This window comes from Paenibacillus anaericanus, assembly GCF_003994475.1.
Taxonomy (GTDB): domain Bacteria; phylum Bacillota; class Bacilli; order Paenibacillales; family Paenibacillaceae; genus Fontibacillus; species Fontibacillus anaericanus.
This window is the reverse complement of record NZ_RZNY01000009.1, coordinates 40,601-66,127: the sequence shown is the minus strand read 5'-3', so window position 1 is coordinate 66,127 and position 25,527 is coordinate 40,601. Positions and strand designations below refer to the sequence as shown.

Annotated in this window: 16 protein-coding genes; 12 read left to right on the top strand and 4 right to left on the bottom strand. The window is 41.0% G+C overall.

The window, feature by feature from the left end:
• The first annotated feature begins 21 nt into the window (after positions 1 to 21).
• The 3 genes from EJP82_RS12460 (at position 22) to glnA (ending at position 4,083) form a co-directional block, all read left to right on the top strand.
• Complete coding sequence (locus tag EJP82_RS12460; RefSeq protein ID WP_127192395.1) at positions 22 to 984, top strand: 4-hydroxy-3-methylbut-2-enyl diphosphate reductase; 963 nt, start codon at positions 22 to 24, stop codon at positions 982 to 984.
• A 273-nt stretch (positions 985 to 1,257) separates the two neighbouring features.
• Positions 1,258 to 2,301, top strand: coding sequence for a 3-deoxy-7-phosphoheptulonate synthase (gene aroF / locus EJP82_RS12455; RefSeq protein WP_127192394.1), 1,044 nt, complete (start codon positions 1,258 to 1,260; stop codon positions 2,299 to 2,301).
• A 357-nt stretch (positions 2,302 to 2,658) separates the two neighbouring features.
• Positions 2,659 to 4,083 carry a type I glutamate--ammonia ligase gene (gene glnA, locus EJP82_RS12450; RefSeq protein ID WP_127192393.1) on the top strand — a complete coding sequence of 475 codons (1,425 nt, stop codon included), beginning with the start codon at positions 2,659 to 2,661 and terminating at the stop codon, positions 4,081 to 4,083.
• A 107-nt stretch (positions 4,084 to 4,190) separates the two neighbouring features.
• Here glnA and EJP82_RS12445 read toward each other — a convergent pair whose 3' ends face one another.
• From EJP82_RS12445 to EJP82_RS12435, 3 genes are all read right to left on the bottom strand, one after another.
• Positions 4,191 to 5,870 (bottom strand): type 2 periplasmic-binding domain-containing protein, encoded by a 1,680-nt coding sequence (locus EJP82_RS12445; protein ID WP_127192392.1) that lies wholly within the window; start codon positions 5,868 to 5,870, stop codon positions 4,191 to 4,193.
• Positions 5,871 to 5,975: 105 nt separating this feature from the next.
• Positions 5,976 to 7,586 carry a response regulator transcription factor gene (locus EJP82_RS12440; protein WP_127192391.1) on the bottom strand — a complete coding sequence of 537 codons (1,611 nt, stop codon included), beginning with the start codon at positions 7,584 to 7,586 and terminating at the stop codon, positions 5,976 to 5,978.
• A 28-nt stretch (positions 7,587 to 7,614) separates the two neighbouring features.
• Positions 7,615 to 9,396, bottom strand: a complete 1,782-nt coding sequence (locus EJP82_RS12435) for a sensor histidine kinase (protein WP_127192390.1) — start codon at positions 9,394 to 9,396, stop codon at positions 7,615 to 7,617.
• A gap of 144 nt (positions 9,397 to 9,540) precedes the next feature.
• Between EJP82_RS12435 and EJP82_RS12430 the strand changes: the two genes are divergently transcribed.
• The 5 genes from EJP82_RS12430 to EJP82_RS12410 all read left to right on the top strand — a co-directional run bounded on the left by EJP82_RS12430 (position 9,541) and on the right by EJP82_RS12410 (position 17,865).
• On the top strand, positions 9,541 to 10,491 hold the full coding sequence (locus tag EJP82_RS12430; RefSeq protein WP_127192389.1) for an ABC transporter permease: 951 nt from the start codon (positions 9,541 to 9,543) through the stop codon (positions 10,489 to 10,491).
• A 15-nt stretch (positions 10,492 to 10,506) separates the two neighbouring features.
• Positions 10,507 to 11,379 carry a carbohydrate ABC transporter permease gene (locus EJP82_RS12425; protein ID WP_127192388.1) on the top strand — a complete coding sequence of 291 codons (873 nt, stop codon included), beginning with the start codon at positions 10,507 to 10,509 and terminating at the stop codon, positions 11,377 to 11,379.
• Positions 11,380 to 11,432: 53 nt separating this feature from the next.
• Positions 11,433 to 12,206, top strand: coding sequence for an alpha/beta hydrolase (locus EJP82_RS12420; RefSeq protein WP_127192387.1), 774 nt, complete (start codon positions 11,433 to 11,435; stop codon positions 12,204 to 12,206).
• 82 nt (positions 12,207 to 12,288) lie between these two features.
• Entirely contained in the window at positions 12,289 to 14,463 is a 2,175-nt protein-coding gene (locus EJP82_RS12415) for a glycoside hydrolase family 3 N-terminal domain-containing protein (protein WP_211350095.1), read from the top strand.
• Between the two features lie 57 nt (positions 14,464 to 14,520).
• Positions 14,521 to 17,865, top strand: coding sequence for a GH36-type glycosyl hydrolase domain-containing protein (locus EJP82_RS12410; RefSeq protein WP_127192385.1), 3,345 nt, complete (start codon positions 14,521 to 14,523; stop codon positions 17,863 to 17,865).
• Between the two features lie 148 nt (positions 17,866 to 18,013).
• On the opposite strand, the gene EJP82_RS12405 is transcribed toward EJP82_RS12410, so the two are convergent.
• Positions 18,014 to 19,018 (bottom strand): LacI family DNA-binding transcriptional regulator, encoded by a 1,005-nt coding sequence (locus EJP82_RS12405; RefSeq protein ID WP_246054102.1) that lies wholly within the window; start codon positions 19,016 to 19,018, stop codon positions 18,014 to 18,016.
• A gap of 434 nt (positions 19,019 to 19,452) precedes the next feature.
• Between EJP82_RS12405 and EJP82_RS12400 the strand changes: the two genes are divergently transcribed.
• The 4 genes from EJP82_RS12400 (at position 19,453) to EJP82_RS12385 (ending at position 25,424) form a co-directional block, all read left to right on the top strand.
• Positions 19,453 to 20,811 (top strand): ABC transporter substrate-binding protein, encoded by a 1,359-nt coding sequence (locus tag EJP82_RS12400; RefSeq protein WP_127192383.1) that lies wholly within the window; start codon positions 19,453 to 19,455, stop codon positions 20,809 to 20,811.
• Between the two features lie 106 nt (positions 20,812 to 20,917).
• Complete coding sequence (locus EJP82_RS12395; RefSeq protein ID WP_127192382.1) at positions 20,918 to 21,811, top strand: carbohydrate ABC transporter permease; 894 nt, start codon at positions 20,918 to 20,920, stop codon at positions 21,809 to 21,811.
• A gap of 1 nt (position 21,812) precedes the next feature.
• On the top strand, positions 21,813 to 22,649 hold the full coding sequence (locus EJP82_RS12390; protein ID WP_127192381.1) for a carbohydrate ABC transporter permease: 837 nt from the start codon (positions 21,813 to 21,815) through the stop codon (positions 22,647 to 22,649).
• Positions 22,650 to 22,697: 48 nt separating this feature from the next.
• Entirely contained in the window at positions 22,698 to 25,424 is a 2,727-nt protein-coding gene (locus EJP82_RS12385) for a GH36-type glycosyl hydrolase domain-containing protein (protein WP_127192380.1), read from the top strand.
• Positions 25,425 to 25,527 lie beyond the last annotated feature (103 nt).

Sequence of the window (25,527 nt, the reverse complement as noted above, 5' to 3'; positions counted from 1 at the left end):
AAAGTGAGGTTTGTCCAAACTATGGAAGTTATTAAAATTTCACCACGAGGTTATTGTTATGGTGTTGTAGATGCGATGGTGCTTGCCAGACAGGCTGCTAAGAACCTCGATTTGCCGCGGCCGATTTATATATTGGGCATGATTGTTCATAATAGTCATGTCACAAATTCTTTCGAGGATGAAGGAATTATTACACTGGACGGACCGAATCGTCTCGAAATATTGAGTCAGGTGGAAAGTGGCACTATTATTTTCACTGCACATGGTGTGTCACCAGAGGTACGTAAAATTGCCCGTGAGAAGGGGCTAACAACGGTAGATGCTACTTGCCCTGATGTGACGAAGACACATGTGCTAATCAAGGAGAAGGTAGCTGAAGGTTATGATGTGGTCTATATCGGTAAGAGAGGGCACCCAGAACCAGAAGGAGCTATTGGCGTCGCACCTGACCGTGTACATTTGATTGAGAAAGAGGAAGAAATCGAAAATTTAAGCATTCATTCAGATAAGATTGTGATTACAAATCAGACTACGATGAGTCAGTGGGATATTAAACATATCATGAAGGAATTACTTCGGAAGTTTCCGGGGGCTGAAGTGCACAATGAGATTTGTTTGGCTACACAAGTCCGCCAAGAAGCTGTAGCGGAGCAAGCAGGTCAGGCAGATTTAGTCATTGTCGTTGGTGACCCACGAAGCAATAATTCAAACCGCCTTGCCCAGGTATCAGAGGAGATTTCGGGTGTGACGGCCTACCGGATCTCGGATGTGACTGAATTGAACCGGGAATGGCTTAAGGGAATAAACAAAGTAGCAGTGACATCTGGTGCTTCTACGCCGACTCCGATTACCCGAGAAGTCATTGCTTATTTAGAACAGTATGACCCTAATAATCCGGATACATGGGAAATTATTCGTACAGTAAATATGCAGAAGTTATTGCCTCCTGTTAAAGCGGGGGCAAAAACTAAAACAACCACATGATATTATTTTTCTAAATTGCTTTTCTAAATTGAAAACCCCGTTAATCTCGTACAATGTGCTAAAGTAGCGCTGTATCAGAAGATTATCGGGGTTTTTCTTGTCTAGGCAAGTTGTGAGGAGGTTAGTATGGCCTTGACGGGGATAGCTTTATGCAGTATCATTACTTTAGTAATTAAAAGCGTAGAAGCGAACAAGCGTTCAAGCATCAAATTATAAATGTGTCATATGAACTAAACTAGCACTTGTCCGTTAAATATGAAAGGATGGATTAAAATGATCGTAATTACCTCCAATCAAACCCCTGAGGGCCGTATTCAAGAAATTATTGCTGTGATTGAAAAAGAAGGACTACAGACTCACGTATCACGTGGAAGTGATCGTACTGTAATTGGACTAATCGGTACTATTGAGCCTAAACTTGCTGAACATCTGCGTCAGATGAAAGATGTGGAGAGTGTAATCAAGATCTCCAAATCATATAAACTGGCTAGCCGTGACTTCCATCCTGAGAATACAGTAATCACGATCGGGGATGTCAAAATCGGTGGAGGAGAGCTTGTAGTTATGGGCGGTCCTTGTGCAGTAGAATCTCCAGAGCAGATTGATGAAATCGCTGGTCTAGTTAAGGCAGCTGGTGGGCAAGTGCTTCGTGGAGGGGCATTTAAGCCGCGTACAGGTCCATATAGCTTCCAAGGAGTTGGCGTTGAAGGTCTCATTATGATGGCGGAAGCAGGTAAGAAACATGATTTGCTGACAATTACAGAGGTCATGACACCGGAATATGTGGATATTTGCGCTGAATATGCTGATATTTTGCAAATAGGAACGCGTAATATGCAGAACTTCGATTTATTGCGGAAACTAGGAACATGTGGCAAGCCAGTGCTGTTGAAACGGGGATTTAGTGCAACTTATGATGAACTTTTGAATGCAGCAGAATACATTTTGGCAGGCGGAAACCCGAATGTTATGTTATGTGAACGTGGAATTCGTACATTTGAGACATACACACGAAATACATTAGACTTATCTGCCATTCCAGTTCTCCAAAGTCTCAGCCACTTGCCTGTGATTTCTGATCCTAGCCATGGCACGGGACGTCGTGAGTTGGTTGTGCCAATGACAAAAGCATCGGTAGCGGCTGGAGCAGATGGCCTTATCATTGAAATGCATACAGATCCAGATAATTCTATGACTGGAGACGGCGTGCAATCATTATTCCCGGATCAGTTTGCTGATCTACTTCGTGATTTGGAGAAGCTAGCACCACTTGTTGGCAAAAGCTTTGATACACCGAAGTCACCAATCATGCTCTAAACAATAGAATGACTATATTTAGTTAACAAAATTATAGATAGGTTGTTTCTCGAGTGGATCCATATAACTTGGGAGATAGCCTATTTTTGTAATGTTTTTTGTTTGTACAAAATCGACTTTTTCCGATGGTTTATTGCCTCCGTAAAAGTGCCTTAAATTTAATAGATTAAGGTCTTTTATACTATTTGTCGACAAGTTTGTACTGAATGTTATAATACCTCACATTGAGCACAAAAATACCTGACATGAGTATTGACGACAGAAAATTCTGGTTTTATAATGACGACATAATGATGAAAAGGATGAACGTTAACATCAATTTTTTGATTTAATGTTCGTGATTGGGGAGGAAATCATATGTCAGCAGAGCTAGTTTTGAAAACAATTAAAGAGAAACAAATCGAATGGGTGGATTTCCGTTTTGCAGATTTATCTGGCCGTGCGCATCACATCACTTTGCCTGCAAAAGAGGTTGACGAAGATACTTTCGTAAATGGTGTTGCATTTGATGGATCATCTATTCCGGGATTCCGTGGTATTGAAGAATCTGACATGGTAATGATGCCGGATCATGGCTCAATATATGTGGATCCTTTCACGGCTCACAAGACGCTAAATGTATTTTGTGACATTTTCACGCCAGATGGTGAGCGTTATGAAAGAGATCCACGTAGTATCGCGGTTCGGGCTGAAGAGTACTTGAAAGAAAGCGGAATTGGAACAGCAGCATTTTTTGCTCCTGAATCAGAGTTCTTTATTTTTGACGATGTACGTTATGAGAGTGGAATGAACAAAACGTATTATTCGGTAGATTCTGAAGAAGCGAATTGGAATACGGGACGGAGTGAAGAAGGTGGAAACTCGGGCTTCAAAATTCCTGTCAAAGGTGGCTATGTTCCGGTAGCTCCGATGGATAAACAACAGGATATACGTAGTGAAATGTGCCGTTTGTTAGAAGAAGCGGGGATTCGAGTTGAACGTCATCATCATGAAGTTGCTACTGCTGGTCAAGCAGAGATCAATTTCCGATTTGATACACTGACTAAAACGGCTGATAATTTGATGATCTATAAGTATATTGTACACAATACAGCTGCTCAATATGGTAAAACGGCGACGTTCATGCCAAAACCGTTATTTGGCGACAATGGTAGCGGGATGCATGTTCACCAATCGATCTTTAATGGTGACACTCCGTTGTTCTACGAAAAAGGCGCTTATGCGAATTTGAGTGAAATGGCTCTACATTATATTGGTGGTATTTTGTACCATGCACCAGCATTAATCGCGTTCACGAATCCTAGTACGAATTCGTTCAAGCGTCTGGTACCTGGATACGAAGCACCAGTAAACTTGGTTTATTCTAAAGGTAATCGTTCTGCAGCTGTCCGTATTCCGGTTGCAGCAGTTACACCTAAGGGATGTCGGATCGAGTTCCGTACACCGGATTCTACGGCAAATCCTTACCTAGCGTTCTCAGCTATGCTGATGGCAGGTTTGGACGGAATCAAACGTAAGATTGATCCCACAAAAGAAGGTTATGGACCTTTTGATAAAAATATTTATGAACTATCCGATGCAGAAAAAGGAGAAATTCGTAGCGTTCCAGGATCACTTGATGAAGCATTGAATGCTCTTGAGGCTGATTATGAATTCTTGACTGAAGGCGGCGTGTTCACTAAAGAGTTCATTGATAACTTCGTTGATCTGAAGCGCGCTGAGGCAAGATCGGTTGCGATTCGTGTTCATCCTTATGAATTTGGACTTTATTACGACTTGTAAGATTAATAGTATGCATACAAAACAGGGTGTGGATCATATTGCGATCCACACCCTGTTTTTATTATGCGGTAGTCAAGGATCTACTTCCCGTTCAGTTTTATATATAGTTATTTCGCAGATACAGCCTTGAACCATTCGTTAACTTCCTTTGTGATTTGCTCGCCACCATTGGAGTTCCAGTTGGTGACAAATTGATCAAAAGCATCTACCGGCAGTTGGCCGTATATGATTTTGTTGAATGTCTCCATCTCAGATTGGCGAAGAAGGTTCCATTTCGAAATCATCGTTGACGTCGCAGCGCCAGTGAAGTAATTTTGTTTGCGAATGTCTAGTTGTGACATGACTACTTTTCCAGCATACCAGTTTTCTGGTTTACGGAACTGTGCCATTTGCTTTTCATAAGGTGTTACCGGTTCTTCCCCGTCCGCAAGCTTAACCAGTGTCTTCATATAAAGATTTGGTATCCGAGCTGGGCCAGTTAAGTAAGGGAATTTATCGAAAAATCCTTTAATTTTATCTTTATCGCTAGTTGGTTGACCATCAATCATATCCCAATCATATCCTTGAGCAAATCCGAATTCAAATTCGCCGCCTACAGGTGGGTTAGCCAAATTATCTAGCAGATAGTTGTAATACAGGAAGATAGCTTCAGGATGCTCAGCATCCTTATTAATCATGATACTGGCGTTTACACCTGAGTTCTGCCATTTTGTTCCGATGAGTCCATCTGGACCTGCAGGAACGGGATAAGCTTTATACTTAGATCCTGGTACGTTCTTCAATAAATCTGGAGCTGGCCAATCTGGAACCCAGTTTGCACCTGGTAGAATACCTGCAGCGCCCTTCGTCCAGCTTTCCGCTGATTTACCTTCATCCCACAAAGCGGAGTCTGCATGAATATAACCTTTATCCATCCATTCTTGCAGTTTAGCAAGCGCTTGTTTTGCTCCGGGATTAATCGAACCATACTCGAGATTACCATCGGCATCTTTATTCCATTGTTCTTGGATTGTACCATAAGCTCCGAATAACCAATCCAGACCACCCATCCAAGTATTGGTATTATTTTTCAAAGAAATTGCAAGTGGGAAAACGTCCTTTGGAGCTAATCCATCAGGATTTTCATTCTTGAATTTGTCCATGATATTTTCTAGATCGGCAATAGTTTTAGGAGCCTGAAGATTCAGTTTCTCCATCCAATCTTCACGTAACCATAGTAGTGTATCATCGTTATCGGTATATTCAAGGATCGGTAAGTTGTATTTCTTGCCGTCTCTCGTGAAGGGATACCATACTTCTGGATTCGCTGTTACATGGTCCTTTAGAATTTGGTTGGCATATTTATCAAATAACTCATCGATTGCTATAAATTGACCGGAATCAATAAGTTGGTTGGTTAATACCGCATTCGTTGGTACAGTTACGAAATCAGGCATTTTTTCACCTGATGCAATAGCAAGTTGAAGCTTTTGTCTATATTGATCGTCGCTAGCCGGGTACCAAGTATCTTTATGCTTGATACCTAAAGTCTCCAACATCCAACGATCGTGGATATTATTTTCTTTAGTGTCACCTTGTGTGTACTCTCTTGGCATCATTACGGTGCTGATTTCGATGGCTGGCTCATATTTACCTTTGGCAAAAGCAGCATCTGCTTCAGATCCACTTACGCCATTTGATGCGGTATTATCTTTCTCTACATTCTCACCGGACTTACCGTTACAGGCTGTGATTGTAACGAGTGCTATGATCACGAGCAACATCAATGATTTTTTGAATCTACCCATTTTTCAATTCCCCCTACTGTGTATGATCCTTACAAGTGTTACTTTATCAACCTAATGGGGAGGGGATCTATATGAGATTGTTAGTTTTCATAGTACTCTGTCATGCTATTTATTTCCGTCCCTATATTCCTGAGGGGTTACTCCATACTGACGCTTGAACACTTTAATAAAGTATGCAGGATCCGTATATCCAATCTCCATGCTGATTTCATAAACCTTTTTGTTGGTGGATTTGAGCTTATAACAAGCACGCTCCATCCGTAGATGGAACACATAATCGCTAATTCCTTCACCCGTTTCAAGCTTATAAATTTTGGATAAATGTGTCGGGTGTAAATTTACATGGTCTGCTAGTGCCCGTAATGAAACATCAAGATGTAAATTTTTATCTGTGAATTCTTGGACTTTCTTCACATACTGAGTACGTATATCTTTGATCTCATCAGAGGTCCCCTCTTTCAGTTTATCAAGTGCACCGAGAGACCACTTTCTGAGTTTACTGATAGAGGTAAAGGCTTCTCCACTCTGTAAAGGTTCTATTTCATTACCAAGCAATTTAACCAAAGTATGACCATTTCGGTGTGCAAGATGAGTGAATGAAGCAGAGATTAAGCATCCTGCCTCCATACAATGTTCCCAGGATTCAGACCATTGATCATCTAGTTCTGCGAATATAGCCTTCAGCTTTTGATTCGCTTCATCCCAACGTCCAGCCTCAAGTAGATTAACCAAGGTAGGAGGGACATACAGGGAGCTCAAAGGTCTTTGCGCAGTGTTCTGTTCTAAATCACTTACCCGCATAACAAATTCTCGTTCGTCTCCTACAATTTGTCGGAAATAAGTGGTAGCCTGTCTGAAGCGATCTGATAATTGCTCTGGGAAGTTAAACCATTCTGTAATGACAATGGACAGAGATCCTTTCAGGAATTGTTTTACTTTGTACTGCAGTTGCGAAGAAAGCTTTTCAAGAATGGTTTCTTCACCTATGTCATCCTTATTTTCTTTTAGTTGGAGCAAGAATACCAGATACCCATGCTCTTCTTTAACGCTCCAGACTTCCATGAATTCTCCAATAATCTCTTCGGCAATATTGATGATCGCATATTCGATCAAGGGTTGCCTATTGCTTAAATATTGGCCGAATTCTTCCTCCATCCGTACAAGTAGTAATGCGCATTCCCCTTGCTCGAACGGCAATCCGTAATTCTCAAGTTTTCGGATCCATTCGTCGGAAGGCATCCTCTGACCGTGTAATGCTTCAAGGAGTAGCTGACCACGAAGAAGAGGTAGGTTCTCCCGTAAAGCGTATTGGGTACGTTCAAATGAACTTATGGTTTCCCATTCCGCGTTCAATTGATCGATCGCAGTCTTGACTGCATCCAACAATTCTTTGTCCGTTGGTGGCTTAAGTAAATAATCAACAGCATTATGCTGGAGCGCTTGTTTGGCAAATTCAAAATCTGAGTGTCCAGATAATATAATACATTTTATCTTCTTATCGCGTATTCTAATTCGCTCTATCAACTCTATGCCCGTCATTTCAGGCATTAGAATATCTGATATCACAATATCGATAGGATGCGTATCAATAATCTGCAGTGCTTCATGAGCTGAATAAGCTTTATGCACGTGTTCGATTCCGAGCGTATGCCAGGGTTTGTTCATAGATAAGTTGTCTACCCAGTGAGCTTCATCGTCTACTATGATCATTTGCATTGTTGTGTGTCTCCCTTAGATATTTAGTTTATTGTGTACCTGTGGGTATTTCCCATACGATCTCTGTACGAAATCCTCCCATAGGTGATTCTTTAAAAAATAGATAAGAGTTATTTCCGAATTGGTGAATGATACGTTGATTCGTATTCCAGAGGCCACAACCCATCTCCTCTTGCAAAGACTCGCGCATCTTATGATTTAATACTAATAATTGATCTGGATTAAGTCCGGGTCCATCGTCATCGATGAACACTCTGCAACAACCATCGGATACCTCACCCGTAATTCGAATTTCTCCTGATGTATAAGATTTGCCTACCCCATGAATGACGGAGTTCTCGACAATAGGTTGTAGCATCAAGCGTGGTACATTCTGGGTGAACATTTCCATGGGAATATCGATAATATATTCAATCCTACCATTACGAAGTTTTTGGATATCTAAGTAGTTGACTAGTAGTTGGATTTCTTCTTTCAAGGTAGCTGTTTCCCGTTCCATTCGGGTTGTATATCGATAGTAAGCGCTTAAGTTATAAGCCATCGATACAACGGCTTCCTCATCTTTCATTTGGGCCATATTAATAATATAGCCAAGGCAGTTATATAGAAAATGTGGGTTAATTTGCGCCTGAAGCTGCTTTAGTGTAGCTTCACGTGCCCTGATTTTCTCATTGAATACGTTTTCAATTAGATCTTGAATTTGGTGGGACATATCGTTAAACCGATGAAATAGAAATGAAAACTCATTGTGATCTTTGGTATCGAGCCTTACAGAATAATCTCCACGTTGTACGCGTCGTAAGCCTTTGATTAGCTTTTTGATTGGACGTTGAACGTTTCGGTATAGCAATATCGATGCAGAAATACCAACAACAAAGAGTAGAAACATAGATAAATAGAATAAGTCACGGCTGAATGATATAGGTCCCAATATTTGATCAAGTGGAACAATATCAACTAGATGCCAATCCAGATAGGAGGACTTAACAGAGCTTACTAAATAATTTTTGCCATCTAAGTTTACCACGTGTTGTGTCGTGTTGCCCGGGGATTGCTCATCCAAATAATGGATTAGCTCACTTGATAGCTCTTTGTTGGCACTGCGGTTCAAGATTGGAGTGTCGCCCTTATGGTAAAATAACGGATCCCCTTGCCCTCCAGCCTTATATGAATCTAACATATTTTGAATATTCTCATAACTAAAGCTAGCTTCAATGACTAGATTGCTTCCTGTTAACATACCTTGTTGGTCTAAAGAATCAGTATAGAACCAATAAAAGGCTTTTAGTTTATCTGTAGACTCGTTTCCACCGTCACCGTACGTCCATTTTCCACTCATATTTCCTCTTAAGTAATCCTCATCATATCCCGCTGGTCTATTGTAGTTGGAAAGGACATCTTTGTTCTGTTGAGAATGTACAGCATATCTGGCAGGCCAAATATCCGCAACTCCAGCCTGAAGCATCATCTTTTCCTGAATCACATATCTTGTCTGCATCCGATCATACCGATCTTCCCAGATGTTTAATCCGTTGAATTTCCTAACGTTCGGATCCTTTGAGAAGATGAGACTAAAATCCATCATCTGATTAATTCGTGAATCAATTTGACTGGATAGAAAAGTGAGTTGTTTGGTGTTAGATGTCTGCAGTTCTTTACTTACAACATCGAATGTGACGTCGTTAGAGTACGTGTATAAGATAATAATCGGTACAAATAATACGATGATCAAAATATTCATTTTGGCAAATAGGCTAAACCTCTTTCGAGGTTTTCCTCTGCTAGATGTAATCCCTCTCCAAATTTTCATAGTTGTCTCCTCCGGTCAATGTACCCTAATAAAACCATATCAATCCTAACAATGTTATATATCAGCGTTTAGAACTGCTTGATACTATATATAGCAGAGATACTTGATACTCACAAAATAAATTTTTTGAACGGGGAGAGGGCTATGGAAGCAAATGCTGTAGAACAGGTAGACTTAGTAACTACCAAACGCATAAAGAGAAAAAGAAATTATAAGCAACCATGGATTCTGCATTTCATGGTGCTGCCAGCGGCTATACTTGTTTTTATTTTTTCTTATATTCCTATGACAGGGGTCATTATGGCGTTTCAAGATTACAAGCCCGCATTGGGGATGACTGGTTCTCCATGGGTTGGCTTGAAGCATTTTCGCTACATGTTGGAAAATGATTATTTCATACAGATTACATGGAATACCCTGTTCTTTGCCTGTACCAAGATGATTATGAACTTAATCATTCCTTTCATTTTTGCATTATTGCTGAACGAAGTACGGATCATGGGACTTAAAAGATCCATCCAAACGCTTGTTTATTTGCCCCACTTTCTATCATGGGTAACTCTTTCAGGAATTTTGATTGATATGCTTGCCCAAACGGGTCTCGTCAATCAATTTATATCGGGTGTGTTTGGTATTAAACCTATTTTCTTCTTAGGAGATGGGAATTGGTTCCGATTTACGATCATTGTCAGTGATGTGTGGAAGGAATTTGGGTTTAATACGATCATCTTTCTAGCAGCACTTTCCGGGATTAACCCAGCACTATACGAGGCTGCGGAAGTCGATGGTGGGGGCCGCTTCAAGCAAACGATGTATATTACCATCCCTTCACTTATACCGATCGCAATCGTCATTGCAACCCTAGCACTCGGAAATGTGTTGAATGCCAATTTTGACCAAATATTTAACTTATATAGTCCTTTGATTTATCAGCAAGGAGATATTATTGATACCTTCGTGTACAGAGAAGGCTTGCTTAGTGGACAATTCAGCTTTGCCACCGCAGTCAATCTGTTCAAATCTATGATTAGTTTAATTTTAATCGTTGTATCGTATCGACTCGCTTATAAATTTGCCGGATACCGAATCTTCTAGAAAGGATGATCACTTATGTACCACAAAACACTGCCTTATCGAATATTCAGTATATTTAACAATGTGTTTTTGATGCTGATAGCTATACTGTGTTTACTTCCTATGTATCACCTTTTAATGGTTTCGTTAAGTGCATCTGCACCTGCTAATGCAGGATTAGTATCGTTTTGGCCGGTCGACTTTACTTGGCAAGCCTATGCCAAAACACTTAAGAATGCCAACTTTGTATCCTCTCTATGGGTATCGGTAGAACGAACCGTGCTGGGTACGGCACTAGCACTGGTATTGAATACGGTTGCCGCTTATGCACTCTCTAAAGAAACCCATGTTTTTCGGGCTCGTAATATTTATCTTTGGTATTTTGTCGTTACGATGCTGTTCAGCGGGGGGTTAATACCTGGATATTTACTTGTTTTGAAGCTTGGATTGATGAATACCTTGATGGCGCTCATTCTTCCGGGAGTCATTGCCGTCTTTAATATTATTCTTCTGCTAAACTTTTTCCGTACTGTGCCTAAAGACCTTGAGGAAGCAGCTTTTATTGACGGAGCGGGTCATTTCCGAACTTTCGTTAGTATTTACTTACCAGTCTCATTACCGGTTGTTGCAACCGTTTCTTTATTTTTAATGGTAGGGCATTGGAATGCATATTTTGACGGAATTATTTATATCAAAGATGCTGCGAAGCTTCCACTGGCTAGTTTCATGCAAACGATAATCGTTCAAGGAGATATAACCAAGATAGATCCGGATGCCATTGCTAACAAATCTCAGCGAACCATTCGGGCATCACAAATTTTTATTAGTGCCTTGCCTATACTCATTGTATATCCTTTTCTACAGCGTTATTTTGTCACGGGTGTTGTTGTTGGAGCTGTAAAAGAATGATAACCAGAAAATAAAATAATACACTGAATGTATTTGTATAGGAGATGAAAGGGTTGGCTTTGATTCAATGTCAGTTCTACTCAGAAACACTAAGTTTATCTATAGGTATAAACGCTTTGATTCCCCAGCATTCTGCGCTACAGATAAGTGGATCGGGTAAACTACCAGTCCTATATCTGCTGCATGGCTTAAGTGCGGATCATACCGATTGGATCAGACATTCTAGTATAGAACGCTATGCTGAAGAAAAGGGAATTGCTGTGGTTATGCCTAGTGTAGGTCGCAGCTATTATACAGATATGAAGTTTGGATCACCCTATTTCACTTTTCTAAGTGAAGAATTACCCCAGATTGTACGCGCCTTATTTCCTATCTCTGACCGTAGGGAAGATACGTTTGTAGCAGGAATGTCCATGGGCGGATATGGGGCCTTTAAGTTAGGGCTCTCCTTCCCAGAACGTTATGCAGCAGCGGCAAGTCTATCAGGAGGATTGGATATTGTTAGTCGTATGAATGGGCTTAATAATTTCCAGCCACATGAATTGATTGCGATTTTTGGTGATGTGTCTGAATTGGAAGGAAGCACGAATGACCTATTTTATTTAATGGATAAATTGAAAGCATATGAGGGAAATAAACCGATGTTTTATCAGTGCTGTGGCACAGAAGACTTCTTATACCAAGATAATCAGGCGTTCAGAAAGCGCGCGATTGATCTAGGAATAGAAGTGGCTTATGAAGATGGGCGCGGTGAACATGATTGGAATTATTGGGAGCCAAAGATACAAAGTGTATTAAATTGGCTACCCATCGAAACTAATTTATAGTGATGTTGCGAAACGTTTCGTAAAGTCGTGATTTACGAAGTTTTATGGATGGATGATGAGAAGTAGATGACATGAACAGAGGATGATATTAGTGGAGCATAAACAATTAACAGAATTACTAGAACAGATGACGCTGGAAGAAAAAATAGCACAAATGCTGCAACTGGTAGTGACCTTTTTTGAAGGGTCAGAAGAGGATGGTCAGATTACAGGACCGATGAAGTCGCTTGGGATCACGGCAGAAACGGTGAATCAAGTTGGTTCTGTACTAGGACTTAGCGGGGCAGCAAAAGTGATTCAGGTACAACAAACTCATCTAAAGAATGACAGATTAGGTATTCCCATGATCTTTATGGCGGATATCATACATGGCTATAAGACTATTTTTCCCATCCCTCTAGCTATCGGTTGTTCATGGGATCTGGACCTTGCTGAACAAAGTGCTGCTGTTGCTGCCAAGGAAGCCGCGGTATCTGGACTACATGTTACATTTGCGCCGATGGTTGATCTTGTTCGTGATCCGCGATGGGGACGCGTGATGGAATCAACGGGAGAAGACACCTATTTGAATAGTATATTTGCTCGTGCATTTGTGCGTGGATTCCAAGGAGAAGATTTAAAGAATGATGTCAACCGCGTGGCTGCATGTGTGAAGCATTTTGCAGCTTATGGTGCTGGTGAAGGTGGACGTGAATATAATACGGTCGATCTATCGGAGCGACGATTGAGAGAGTATTACTTACCTGCATATAAAGCTGCCTTGGATGAAGGCTGTGAGTTAGTGATGACCTCATTTAATACCGTCCATGGTTCTCCAGCTACAGGGAATCGAGCTCTCATGCGAGACCTGTTACGAACAGAGTGGGAATTTGATGGGGTAATCATCTCCGATTGGGGAGCAGTGATTGAACTCATTGCTCACGGAGTTGCCGAGGATGAAGGGGAAGCGGCTTATTTAGCGGTCCAAGCAGGTATAGATGTTGAGATGATGACCTCTTGTTATGTGAAGCATCTGCCGGAACTGATAAGAAGCGGTAAAGTAGATGAGTGTTTAATAAACGAAGCAGTACTTCGTATATTGAACTTGAAAAATAAGTTGGGACTATTCGAGAATCCGTTACGTGGAGCTGATCCAGAAGCAGAACGAGAGGTCGTATATTGCGATGAACATAGAGCAATCTCACGTGAACTTGCATCAAAATCTTGTGTTCTTCTTAAAAATACAGGTGTTCTTCCACTTCAAGCAGAACTAAAAATCGCTTTAATTGGTCCATTCGCGCAGAGCACGGATATTCTCGGTCCATGGTCTTGGATAGGTGCTGGATGTAATGTTACGCCACTGAATCAGGCAATTCAGGAGAAGATTTCAGCCTCGAATGTAGTCTTGGCGGAAGGTTCGGGGATCGATACGATTACAGACGTACAAATTCAAGAGGCAATAAAAGTCGCATATCAATCGGATGTAATCGTTCTTGCGTTGGGTGAGAGCACACATATGAGCGGGGAAGGGGGAAGTCGTGCTGACATTACTTTACCGGCGGCACAGCTTAAGTTGATCACTCACCTAAAAACGTTGGATAAGCCCATGGTGGCTATCTTGTTTAACGGACGCCCGCTAGATCTTCATGGTGTACATGATCAAGTAGATGCAGTTCTCGAAGCTTGGTTCCCTGGAGGTGAAGGGGCAAGTGCAATCACAGATATTTTATATGGTGAGGTCAATCCATCAGGAAGGTTATCGATGTCATTCCCGCATGCGGTAGGACAAATTCCTGTATATTATAACCACTATAATACGGGTCGTCCAAAGAAAGAGTCCGAACCAGATAATCGTTATGCATCGCAGTACTTAGATATTCCGAATGAGCCTCTATTTCCATTTGGTTATGGATTAAGCTACACAGAATTCGAATATGGTGAGATCGAGTTGTCAGCGAAGGTAATGAAGCCAGAACAACCATTGCAGGTCACGGTTACGGTTACGAACACAGGGAAAATGACAGGAGAAGAAGTGGTACAACTCTATATTCGTGACATCACAGGAGAGGTCGTTAGACCAATGAAGGAGTTAAAGGCCTTCATCAAAATCATGCTACAACCTGGGGAGTGCAGGGAGGTCAGCTTCATATTGACAGAGGAGCAGCTTCGTTACCATCATTCAGATTTGAGTTTCAGTAGTGATGATGGCGAGTTTGTAGTGTTTGTAGGAGCGAATAGTCGAGACGTGGTAGAGCGTAGATTTCGTCTTATAAAGTAAATTAAATTTAACAACATAGAACAGAATGATTCCTACAGAGAATGGAGTGAGAGAACAATGGCAACAAAAAATGACGATTTGCTTACATTGGAAGCAGGAAGTCTAACTTTTGAATTTCTACCAAGTGGAGATTTGTATCAAGCTAATTATGGTGGAACGATGATCAATCAATGGTTATCGAATTCAATAGATGGATCTCTAAATAATATTTATCTAAGAATACATGATATAGAGGGAATTAAAGCCTTTCCATTGCTTGGGGTGAACTCTCAAAGCAGAGTACGTAAGCTAGATAACCGACTTGTATTTGAAGGAGAAGTAGCAACGATCCGTTATCAAGTCATGTTCACGCTGGTAGAGCAGGGTGCGTGGTTCTGGGATGTTAGAGTTGAGGGGCGTCAAAGACAGGTTGACTTAATTTATGGACAAGATATCGGGATCGCTAATGTAAGTGCTGTTCGTAGTAACGAAGCTTATTTATCTCAATATATAGATCATAGTGTTTTTGAAGATCAGCGCATTGGATACGTCGTTTGCTCCCGGCAAAATCAGCCACAAGGCGGAATATTCCCATACATTCAACAAGGATCTTTAACTAGAGCTGTAGGATATTCGACAGATGGCTTTCAATTCTATGGTTTGTCGTATAAAGAAACAAATAAACCGGAGTGCTTAACTCAAGATTCACTCGCTAATGAAATCTATCAGTATGAATTTGCATATACGGCATTACAGTCAGAACGTATCCAACTTGATGGAGAAGCTAGGTTCGTATTCTACGGACTATATAAGAATGACCATTCTACGAATATATCTTCACTTGAGTTCAATGATGAAGTGCTTCAGGCCTATAAAGCTATCGAAAAACTTAGTTTCGAAGGAGGAACGCTTCTAGAAAAGGTTGCTTCATTACCTTCAATAGGTGCTCCCCTGCAAACAGAAGATTTGACTGAAGTTGAAATCAACCGTTTGTTCCCTAAACGTAATCAAGAGGAAGTGGAAGGGGGCAAGTTACTTGCTTTCTTTACGGATCGCTATGAACATGTCGTTCTAAAAGAAAAAGAGCTATGCGTTGAGCGTCCTCATGGACATATTTTAATGAGCGGCGAAAATGTGAGCCTGAATAACCCTGTCATAACAACAACTTCATATATGTACGGTATCTTTAACTCTCAGATTGTTGTTGGGAATACCAATTTCAATAAAATGACAACCAATGCGAGAAATGCGCTTAACGTGCCCAAAACATCGGGCCAACGGATCTATGTGGAAATAGAGGGAACTTATCGACTATTGACGATGCCATCTCTTTTTGAAATGGGTTTCAACTACGTGCGATGGTATTATAAAACGCAGGATGACCTTTTGATTATTACTAACTTCACGACAGTAGATTCACCAGAAATACGGTTAATTGTACGCTCGGAGCAAAATAAAGCATATAGATTCCTAGTGACGAATCAGGTAATAATGAATGTTAATGAATATGATACTCCATATCACATGTGTGATCATGGTGAATATCTATCATTTCATGCCGACTCTGCAACATTAAGTGCAGAAGTTTATCCAGAGTTAGAGTATCGAATTCATCTGACGGGTGCGAATATGAAGATTGCAGATGAACGAAAACTTGTAAGCTACGTCAATCCAGGTGAGGCATCAATTACTGTAATGGAGTTATCTGCCAGCAGTGAATGGATGATGACTATTCAAGGATTGATTAATGGTGGGGATCTACCATTAGTGACGAGACAGCAAGATGAAGAAATTGAGCGTTATCGAGAATATTTCCGGTCTGTAATGAATGGATTTCATTTGTCAGCAGGGAGCGGAACTGAAGCTGAACTGTTTAAGGTGAACGGAATCGCATGGTGGTATACGCATAATATGCTAGTCCATTACTCAGTTCCACACGGTCTGGAGCAATATGGCGGTGCGGCTTGGGGAACACGCGATGTCTGCCAAGGACCTGTCGAATACTTCATGGCAACTCAGAAATATGATCAGGTACGAGCTATAATACTAATGATATATTCTCATCAATTCGAGGATAATGGCAATTGGCCACAGTGGTTCATGTTCGATAAATATACGAGGGTTCAACAGGAAGAGAGCCATGGCGATATTATTGTTTGGCCGCTGAAAGTACTTGGCGATTATTTGAAGGTAACAAGCGACTATAGCATTTTGGATGAGCAAGTTCCCTATACAAGCAAGCAAGGGTTTGATTTTACAACAGAGACAGCGACAATATTAGATCATGCACATAAGGAAATCGAATATATCAAAAATCATTTCCTGCATGGTACCCATTTGTCTGCCTATGGAGACGGAGATTGGGACGATACCCTTCAACCAGCTAATGGTCAATTGAAGCAGTTTATGGTCAGTAGCTGGACTGTAGCTCTAACTTATCAGTCGCTGAACCAATTTTCGCATGTAATGGAAAGGGTTGATCCTGCCTCAGCGGCAAGCTTGCGGAGTCTCGCTGATGGAATCCAGACTGATTTCCACCATTACATGCTACAAAGTAAAGTTATTCCGGGCTTTTTGTATATGGAGAATCCAGAACAAACGAAATTGATGGTTCATCCAAGTGACACAGAAACAGGAATTCAGTATCGGTTATTACCGATGACCCGTAGTATGATTAGTGAATTGTTGACACTTGAACAAGTTAATACACATTATGCAATTATTCGTGAGCAACTGTTCTGTCCAGACGGTGTACGGTTAATGAACCGACCTGCACAATACGCTGGAGGTGTAAGTACCCATTTTAAACGAGCGGAGCAAGCTGCTAACTTCGGGCGTGAGATTGGGCTGCAATATGTTCATGCCCACATTCGGTATGTTGAAGCCATGGCTAAGGTTGGTAAAAAGGATGAAGTGTGGAGTGGACTTGCGCGAATTAATCCTATTGGTATAAAAGATGTTGTTCCTAATGCCGAGCTACGACAAAGTAATGCGTACTTCAGTAGCTCTGATGGTAAATTCAACACCAGGTACGAAGCTCAGGAGAGATTTGATGAATTGCGCAGCGGAAAGGTTTCGGTGAAGGGGGGCTGGAAAATTTATTCTAGTGGACCTGGAATCTATATGAACCAGTTGATCTCTAATGCGCTTGGTATCCGCCAGGAAGAAGGTAATTTGATTCTTGATCCTGTGTTGCCGCAAAGTTTAGATGGGCTACATTTTGACTTCGAATATGCGGGTGCTTCAGTTCGATTTGTGTATCACTTGAACGGCAGTGAGGTACGTCGTGTGAGAATAAATGGTCAGGATGTAATCACGGATGAGACGACAAATCGTTACCGTACTGGGGGATTAAAGATTATTCGGAATGAGTTCGAACGTGTGCGTTCATCGGCTATAAACATTGTAGAAATCTATATGTAAATGAATTGAATTATTCGAAATCATTCCGTTCTCTGCGCTACTTCGAGCGTAAATTTATGTGTGTTTGGGCAACTAAACGCAATATACCGAAAACAACAAAGAGCAGATCAAGGATAACCCCCTTGATCTGCTCTTTGTTGTTCTTTTTTTAGTAAGCTCTTTTGTTCATGCCACTACCACATGATTCGCGTATAACCAGTTCAGGTTCTACTACAACATTACCGGTCACGGATTGATTGTTTATCAGATCATACAACATGAGAGAGGCAAGTTTGCCGATTTTATCTTTATTTTGCTTAATTGTAGTAATAGCAGGGCTAGTATATTTACAAGCCTCAATATCATCACAGCCAATAATGGCTACATCCTCTGGTACACTAAGTTTATTTTCTTTGAGTGCTCGCATAGCGCCGATAGCAATAAGATCGGAGGCTGCAAAGATGGCTCTTGGGAGACTACCTGCCTGAATCATCTTACTCATGGCTTCATAACCACTTGATTCAAAGAAATTATCTCCGTTAACGAACCATTTTTCGTTAGTGGGGAGTCCGAAACTTTCGATAGCATCCTTATAACCATTCTCGCGCATATTCGAAATATCGGATTCTAAGGTGCTTCCAATGTAACCCAATTCACGGTAGCCCTGTAGATAAAAATGTTCGACAACTTTGTATGACATTTTGTAGTTATCGGACATAATAAAACTGGAGTTTTTGCCTTGTAGTTGGATATCAACGCCAATACATGGAATATCACTAAGATCGAGCTCGTTAATGGACTGTTCTAATTGTTGACCCGTAACGATAATACAACCATCTACATGAAAATGTAAGCAACGTGCTACGTAGTCTCCATCAATGGAGTAAAACTTTTCGTTGGAGAAAAACAACAGATCATATCCAAGGACGCCCATCTGCTTCTTGAATGAGTTGAGTACCTCGACGAAAAATGGATGTGTAAAGTCGATGTTTAGTTTCCCAGCAAAAATAACTCCGATGAGATTGGACTTCTTGGTTGCTAGTGTTTTCGCTGAATTAGAAGGCACATAACCTGTCTGTCTCATGATTTCAAGAACTTTTGTCTTTGTTTCTTCGGAAATATCACTGTAGTTGTTAATGATCTTGGAGACAGTGGATACGGATACTCCGGCCATTTCAGCAATGGTTTTAATATTTAACGACAAGATCAAGACCTCCTATATTGAATCAATATGAAACAAATAATCATCTTTCTCGAGTAAGGTTGATCATGGTTTGTGGAGTCGTAAAATCTGCTGAAGCCGCGCCATGTCTACGAAAACGTTTTTCGTAAATAGTGTAACTGGTTTTTAAGTGATAGTCAATTACATTAGAGAGTTAAAATCAAATAAACCCTTGATATATCAGGGGAAGGGTGGCGTTGTGTCTTGAAAAATCGATGGATATAAATTGTCAAAAAATATATCTTTACAAACGAAAAAATCAATGTAATAATGACATCAACGAAACCGCTTTCGTTAGTTTATCCTCAGAAGTTTAATCATCAACGAAAACTTACGAAAATGGATTTCTCAAAAAGGAATCATCAACAAATAGGGGGTCATTAAGAATGGTTAAGAGAATTTCTGCTGTAGTGCTAGCAAGTGCTTTAACACTTAGCTTGGCGGCGTGTGGAAGCAACAACGGAGGCAATACTGCTACTGAAGGCAATACTGGTAGCAAACCATCGGGAGAGAAGAAGGTAGTCAAAATCCTTCACTGGAAACAAGGTAACGTTAACGCAGCAATGGAAGAAATTAATAAGGCATTTGAAGCTAAATATCCAGAATATAAAGTTGAGTACACGACAACAGGTCCTGATGACGAGTACAAACAAGCACAAAGAGCAAGAATTACGGCTAACGACGTTGACGTTCTTGCTGATCTTTCAGGTATGAGATTGTCTCCGAAAGATTGGACCCCAGGAGCTAAAGTACCTGACTGGCAACAATGGATTGATTCAGGACTTATCGCTGATCTGTCCGATCAAGAATTCGTAAAGAACTGGAATGCTAATGATATTGAAAAAGCTGGTACTTACAACGATAAAGTTTACGCAATCCCAACAGGTAAAGTAGCAATGTCCGGTTTGTTCTACAACAAACAAATCTTCGAAGATAACGGACTGAAAGTACCTACTACTTGGACTGAGTTCCTTAAATTATGTGAAGATTTGAAAGCAAAGGGTATTACACCTATCGGCGTAGCTGGTAAAGATGTATGGCCTTTGAAATTGCCTGTATTCGCATTACAAGCGAAAATTTTAGGTGGTGGAGATCAACAAAAATGGATTGAAGGCGTTTGGAAAGGCGAAACTGCATTTAATGATGCGGAAGCCGTTGAAGTTCTAGATAAAATGAAAACTCTTCAAGACAATTACATGATTGATGGATTTATGGGGATTGACTATGCATCTGCACCTTCCATTTTCGCAACTGGAAAAGTGGCCATGCTTGCTGATGGTTCATGGGATGCACCAACAATCGCTACTGCAAATCCTGATTTGAAATTTGGTTATTTCCCAGTTCCAGCTACTGAAGATGCTGCGAAGAATGCATCTTTCGTTGGTAAATACGATGTAACTTGGTATGCAGCAGAGAAAGGCCCGAACAAAGAAGGCGCATTGAAATGGCTGGAATTCTTCTCTGAATCAGAGAACTACACCAAATATGTTAAGGCTGCTGGATTTATTCCAACTCAAGACAACATCGCTACAGACAGCGAATTTATCGACAAAGAACTTACTCCTTACTTGGGTGACTTTGAACTAGCATATGAAATTATGATGATCAACCGTCAGAACGTTGGCGAGCATATCGCTGCTGAAGGTGTTCACACTGAGTATCTAGCTCCAGGTGGAGAATTTAAAACAGCTAAAGAATTGGCTGATGTACAACAGAAAGAATGGGAAGCTGCGGCTCCTAAATGATTTTGATCCAAAAGTAATAAGTTGATTTAAATAAAAATATAAAAATTTCGGGGTCTGATGCACAGGCCCCGATCATTTATGACTCGGGATTGGCGAGGTGAGAGAGATGTATCCATTTGGAAAAGGAATGGCCCGTTACGTACCGCTTTTGTTGTTATTGATACCGTTCGCATTGTACGTAGTGTTCTATTTTGGTCCTTCTGTATTAACGGTTATTTACTCCTTTACGGATGTTAAAAATATTCCTGGAAGCCCTGTTAAATTTGTAGGTCTTGATAATTACTATGATGTATTCTTCTCTGGGAACTCTGGAGAACGTTGGCGCTCAATTACAAACACTCTAATCTTTATGGTCGTTGTAACGATCGTTCAGAACGGGGCTGCTTTGTTTATTGCTGTTTTGATCAATCAAAGATTGCGTGGGGACAATTTCTACCGTGCCGTGTTCTTCATGCCGGTTGTTCTTGGTGTTTCGGTAGTTTCACTTATTTGGGGGATGATGTTTGATCCATTAAGTGGTCCGGTAAATATGTTATATGAGTGGTTATTCGGGTATAAGGATATGTTCTTTGCAAGCTTTACGCATGCATTTGGTTACATTATCTTTGTGCAGATCTGGATGTACATGGGTTACTCCATGTTGATTTTTCTTTCGGGACTTCAATCCGTGCCTAAGGATTTGTATGAGGCAGGATATATCGATGGAACTACAAAATGGCAGTCATTCCGCCATATTACATTTCCATTAATTGCATCGTCATTTACCGTCAACATGTTGCTTTCCATTATCGGAGCGATGTCGACGTTTGATATTATTTTGGCTACAACAGATGGACGATTCAATACTAGAACAATGGCATACGACGTTTATAAAGAAACATTCCGTGGTAGCCTGGAGATGGGACTTCCTTCGGCCCTTTCTGTTGTGCAGTTCCTGATGATCCTCGTCTTTGTTGTAGTAGCAGTTAAGCAAATGCGTAAGAGAGAGGTGGAATATTAAAATGAAGAAGTCTAAGTCATTTACTATTCTTTCTTACGCTGTAATTTTCGTGTTATTGATTTTGTATATCGCACCTCTGATCTTGGTTCTAAATGTTTCTCTTAAATCATACCCAGAGTATTTGATGAACCCAATCGGTCTCGTTAAAGAAATCCAGTGGAGCAACTACGTGGATGCTTGGACAGAAGGGAACTTCGCCAACTACTTTATTAACAGTATGATTTATACAGTGGTTGCTACTGTATTGACAATAATTGTATCCGTGCTGGGTGCATTCCCCGTTGCTCGTGGCTATGTAAAGTGGAGCGGATTTATTTATCTGTTCTTCTTGCTATCTCAATTTCTTCCGAATCCAATGGTTTCTCAATATAAGCTGATGTTATCACTCCGGGAAAATTTAGATTTCTTCGGCTATGATACGAAACTAGGTTACATTATTTTGAAAACGAGCGGTACGGGTGTCGTGTTTATGTTGTTTGTTGGTTATATCAAATCGATTAGCCGTGACTTGGATGAAGCCGCTGGTATGGATGGATCAGGTTACATGCGCTACCTATTCCAAATGATTATGCCATTGATGAAGCCTGTTATTGCGACAGGTGTTATTCTGACAGCGATCGGAATTTGGAATGACTTTGTTGGCCCGATTATGTATTTGCCAAGTAAGGTGAATTACCCAATCACATTCGGGTTGAAGGAGTTCAAAGGTCAATACGGTAATAACTGGCCACTTCTAGCCTGTGGTATTACTCTTGTTGCTGCGCCGCTTATGGTGTTATATTCCTTCATCCAGAAATATCTCGTGGATGGTGCACTGGCAGGAGCCGTGAAATCTTAAATTAAAAGTAAAATTTAATCTTGATAAAAAGTGAGAGGAAGAAGCCATATGACGCAGCAAGGCTGGAAATTTCAAGGGGACCAAGGTGAATTTAAGTTGTTGCATCCTGAGAATTACAGCTATTTATACTTCCCCTTAGTGAATGAGGCGGGAATGATGTCCGCCATCACACCGAATTTACACGGTGAGATTACAACAAGTCACAATACTTTTCTGATGGAACCTGTTTCTGTGGAAAGCTTACACAATTCAAAGGCTTCACGTAATTTCTGGGTTCATATCGAGGGATACGGAGCATGGTCGGCCAGTGGTAATTCGGCAAGACAAAATGCGCAGCAGTTCTCGAATGTCAAAGAGCAAAGCTACATGGAAGCTGGATTCCTTTGGCATAAATTAACTCGTGAAAACAGTGAAATCGGATTGAAAGCTGAAACTGTCAACTTTGTTCCTGTTGGCGGTGATCAGGTGGAATTAATGAAAGTGAGATTAACCAATACGGGGAATTCACCAATTCAATTGACACCTACCGCAGCGGTTCCACTTTACGGACGTTCAGCAGATGATCTGAGAGACCATAGGCATGTGACCTCATTGCTCCATCGGATTTTTACATCAGAGCATGGGATCGAAGTACAACCAGCACTTTCTTTCGATGAGAGAGGGCACCGTATAAATAAGGTAACATACAGTGTGCTGGGTTCTGAAGCTAGTGGAAACGCACCTACTGGATTTTTCCCAGTCGCAGAGGAGTTTATCGGCGAAGGTGGTTCATTTGATTGGCCGGAAGCTGTGGTAACCAATTTGGAATCCGTTACGAAATCAGGGGCTGCGATTGAAGGTTATGAGGCAGTCGGAGGTCTTCGCTTCGCAAGTACTCAATTATTACCCGGGGAATCAACTTCTTACGTTATTGCGATGATTATTTCTGATGATCGACTTGAGACGGAACGTTATACCAAGGATTATTTGTCTGAAGCTTGTTTTGATGCTCTTTTGGAAGAGAACAAATCTTATTGGCAAGACAAGTTAGAGACAATCTCATTCCATTCTGGAGATCAAGAGCAGGATTTGTGGATGAAATGGGTGACATTACAGCCAATCTTGAGACGTATGTATGGTAATTCGTTCCTTCCTTATCATGACTACGGCCGTGGTGGACGGGGATGGCGCGATTTATGGCAGGATTGTCTTGCATTAATGGTAATGGAACCAGCTGAGGTAAGATATCTCCTTCACAATAACTATGCGGGTGTCCGTATTGATGGAAGTAATGCAACGATCATTGGGTCGAAACCAGGTGAGTTTGTTGCAGATCGAAATAATATTCCACGGGTTTGGATGGACCATGGTGCTTGGCCGTTATTGACTACACTTCTATATGTTCATCAAAGCGGTGACATAGATTTCTTGCTGCAACCACAAGTTTATTTCCGCGATTCCTTCGTTAAACGTTGTCATGAAAGAGATCTCACTTGGACGCCGGAACTTGGTAACAAGCTCGTATCGCGAGACGGAGAACTTTATGAGGGAAGTATTCTCGAGCATATTTTGTTACAAAATATAGTTCCGTTCTTTAACGTTGGCGAACATAACAATATCAAATTGGAAGGCGCCGATTGGAATGATGGTCTTGACCTTGCTCCAGATCGGGGAGAGAGCGTTGCATTTACTGCTTTCTATGCTAGCAATTTGATCGAATTGTCGGAACTCCTTGTCCACTTGGAGAAGTCTTCAAATATGAAGACCATCGAATTAGCGGAAGAGATGATTGTATTATTTGATACACTGTCGAGTGCGGTGTCATATGATAGTATTGCTGAGAAGCATGCCTTGTTGGATCGATATTACGATTCCATTGTTCCATCAATTAGTGGTAAGAAGCTCAAACTGGATGTTCTAAAAGTCGCTGAGGATTTGAAACGCAAAGGTGAATGGGTTATTGATCATCTGCGTAAAAACGAGTGGATTGCAAACAAAGAAGGTTATGAGTGGTTTAACGGATACTACAATAATGATGCAGAACGTGTAGAAGGAGACCATCCGAATGGTGTAAGGATGACGCTCACAGGTCAAGTGTTCAGTATTATGGGCGGAATTGCTACTGATGAACAGGTTGGCCAAATTTCTAACGCTGTGGATCGTTACTTGAAGGACGACCAGATTGGATACCGTTTGAATTCGCAATTTGGTGGTACTCAACAAAACTTAGGTCGGGCTTTTGGTTTTGCTTTCGGTCATAAAGAGAATGGCGCTATGTTTAGTCATATGACGGTAATGTATGCTAACGCTCTATACAAACGTGGTTTTGTTAAAGAAGGTTATGATGTTCTTGACTCTATCTACCGTCTTTCTGCAGATTTTGAAACCAGCCGGATGTATCCAGGTGTTCCGGAATATATTAATGAGAAGGGCCGCGGTATGTACACATACCTTACAGGCTCTGCGAGTTGGCTTCTGCTTACTCAACTCACTGAAGTATATGGAGTAAAGGGGCATTTCGGTGATTTACATCTGGAACCGAAGCTTACTAAGGAACAGTTCGATCAAGAAGGCAATGCTCACGTCGAAACGTTGTTTGCAGACCGGAAACTACGTATTGTATACCATAATGCTCAGCGTGCTGATTATGGGCAATACCGAGTATCTTCTATTACTATGAATGGACAGCCGATCTCTTATGAAGAGTATGGCCGTGGCAGTCTTATCGAACGTTCGATACTGGAGTCACTTCCGAAAGATGGCACCCATTCTATCCATATTATTCTTGATATTTAATCTACTGTTAATTGCTTAACGGTGTCTGGTTGATATCGAGACATACGAGGACCCTGGTACTTTGAATCTGAAGGCCAGGGTTTCTTCTGTGAATTTATACATG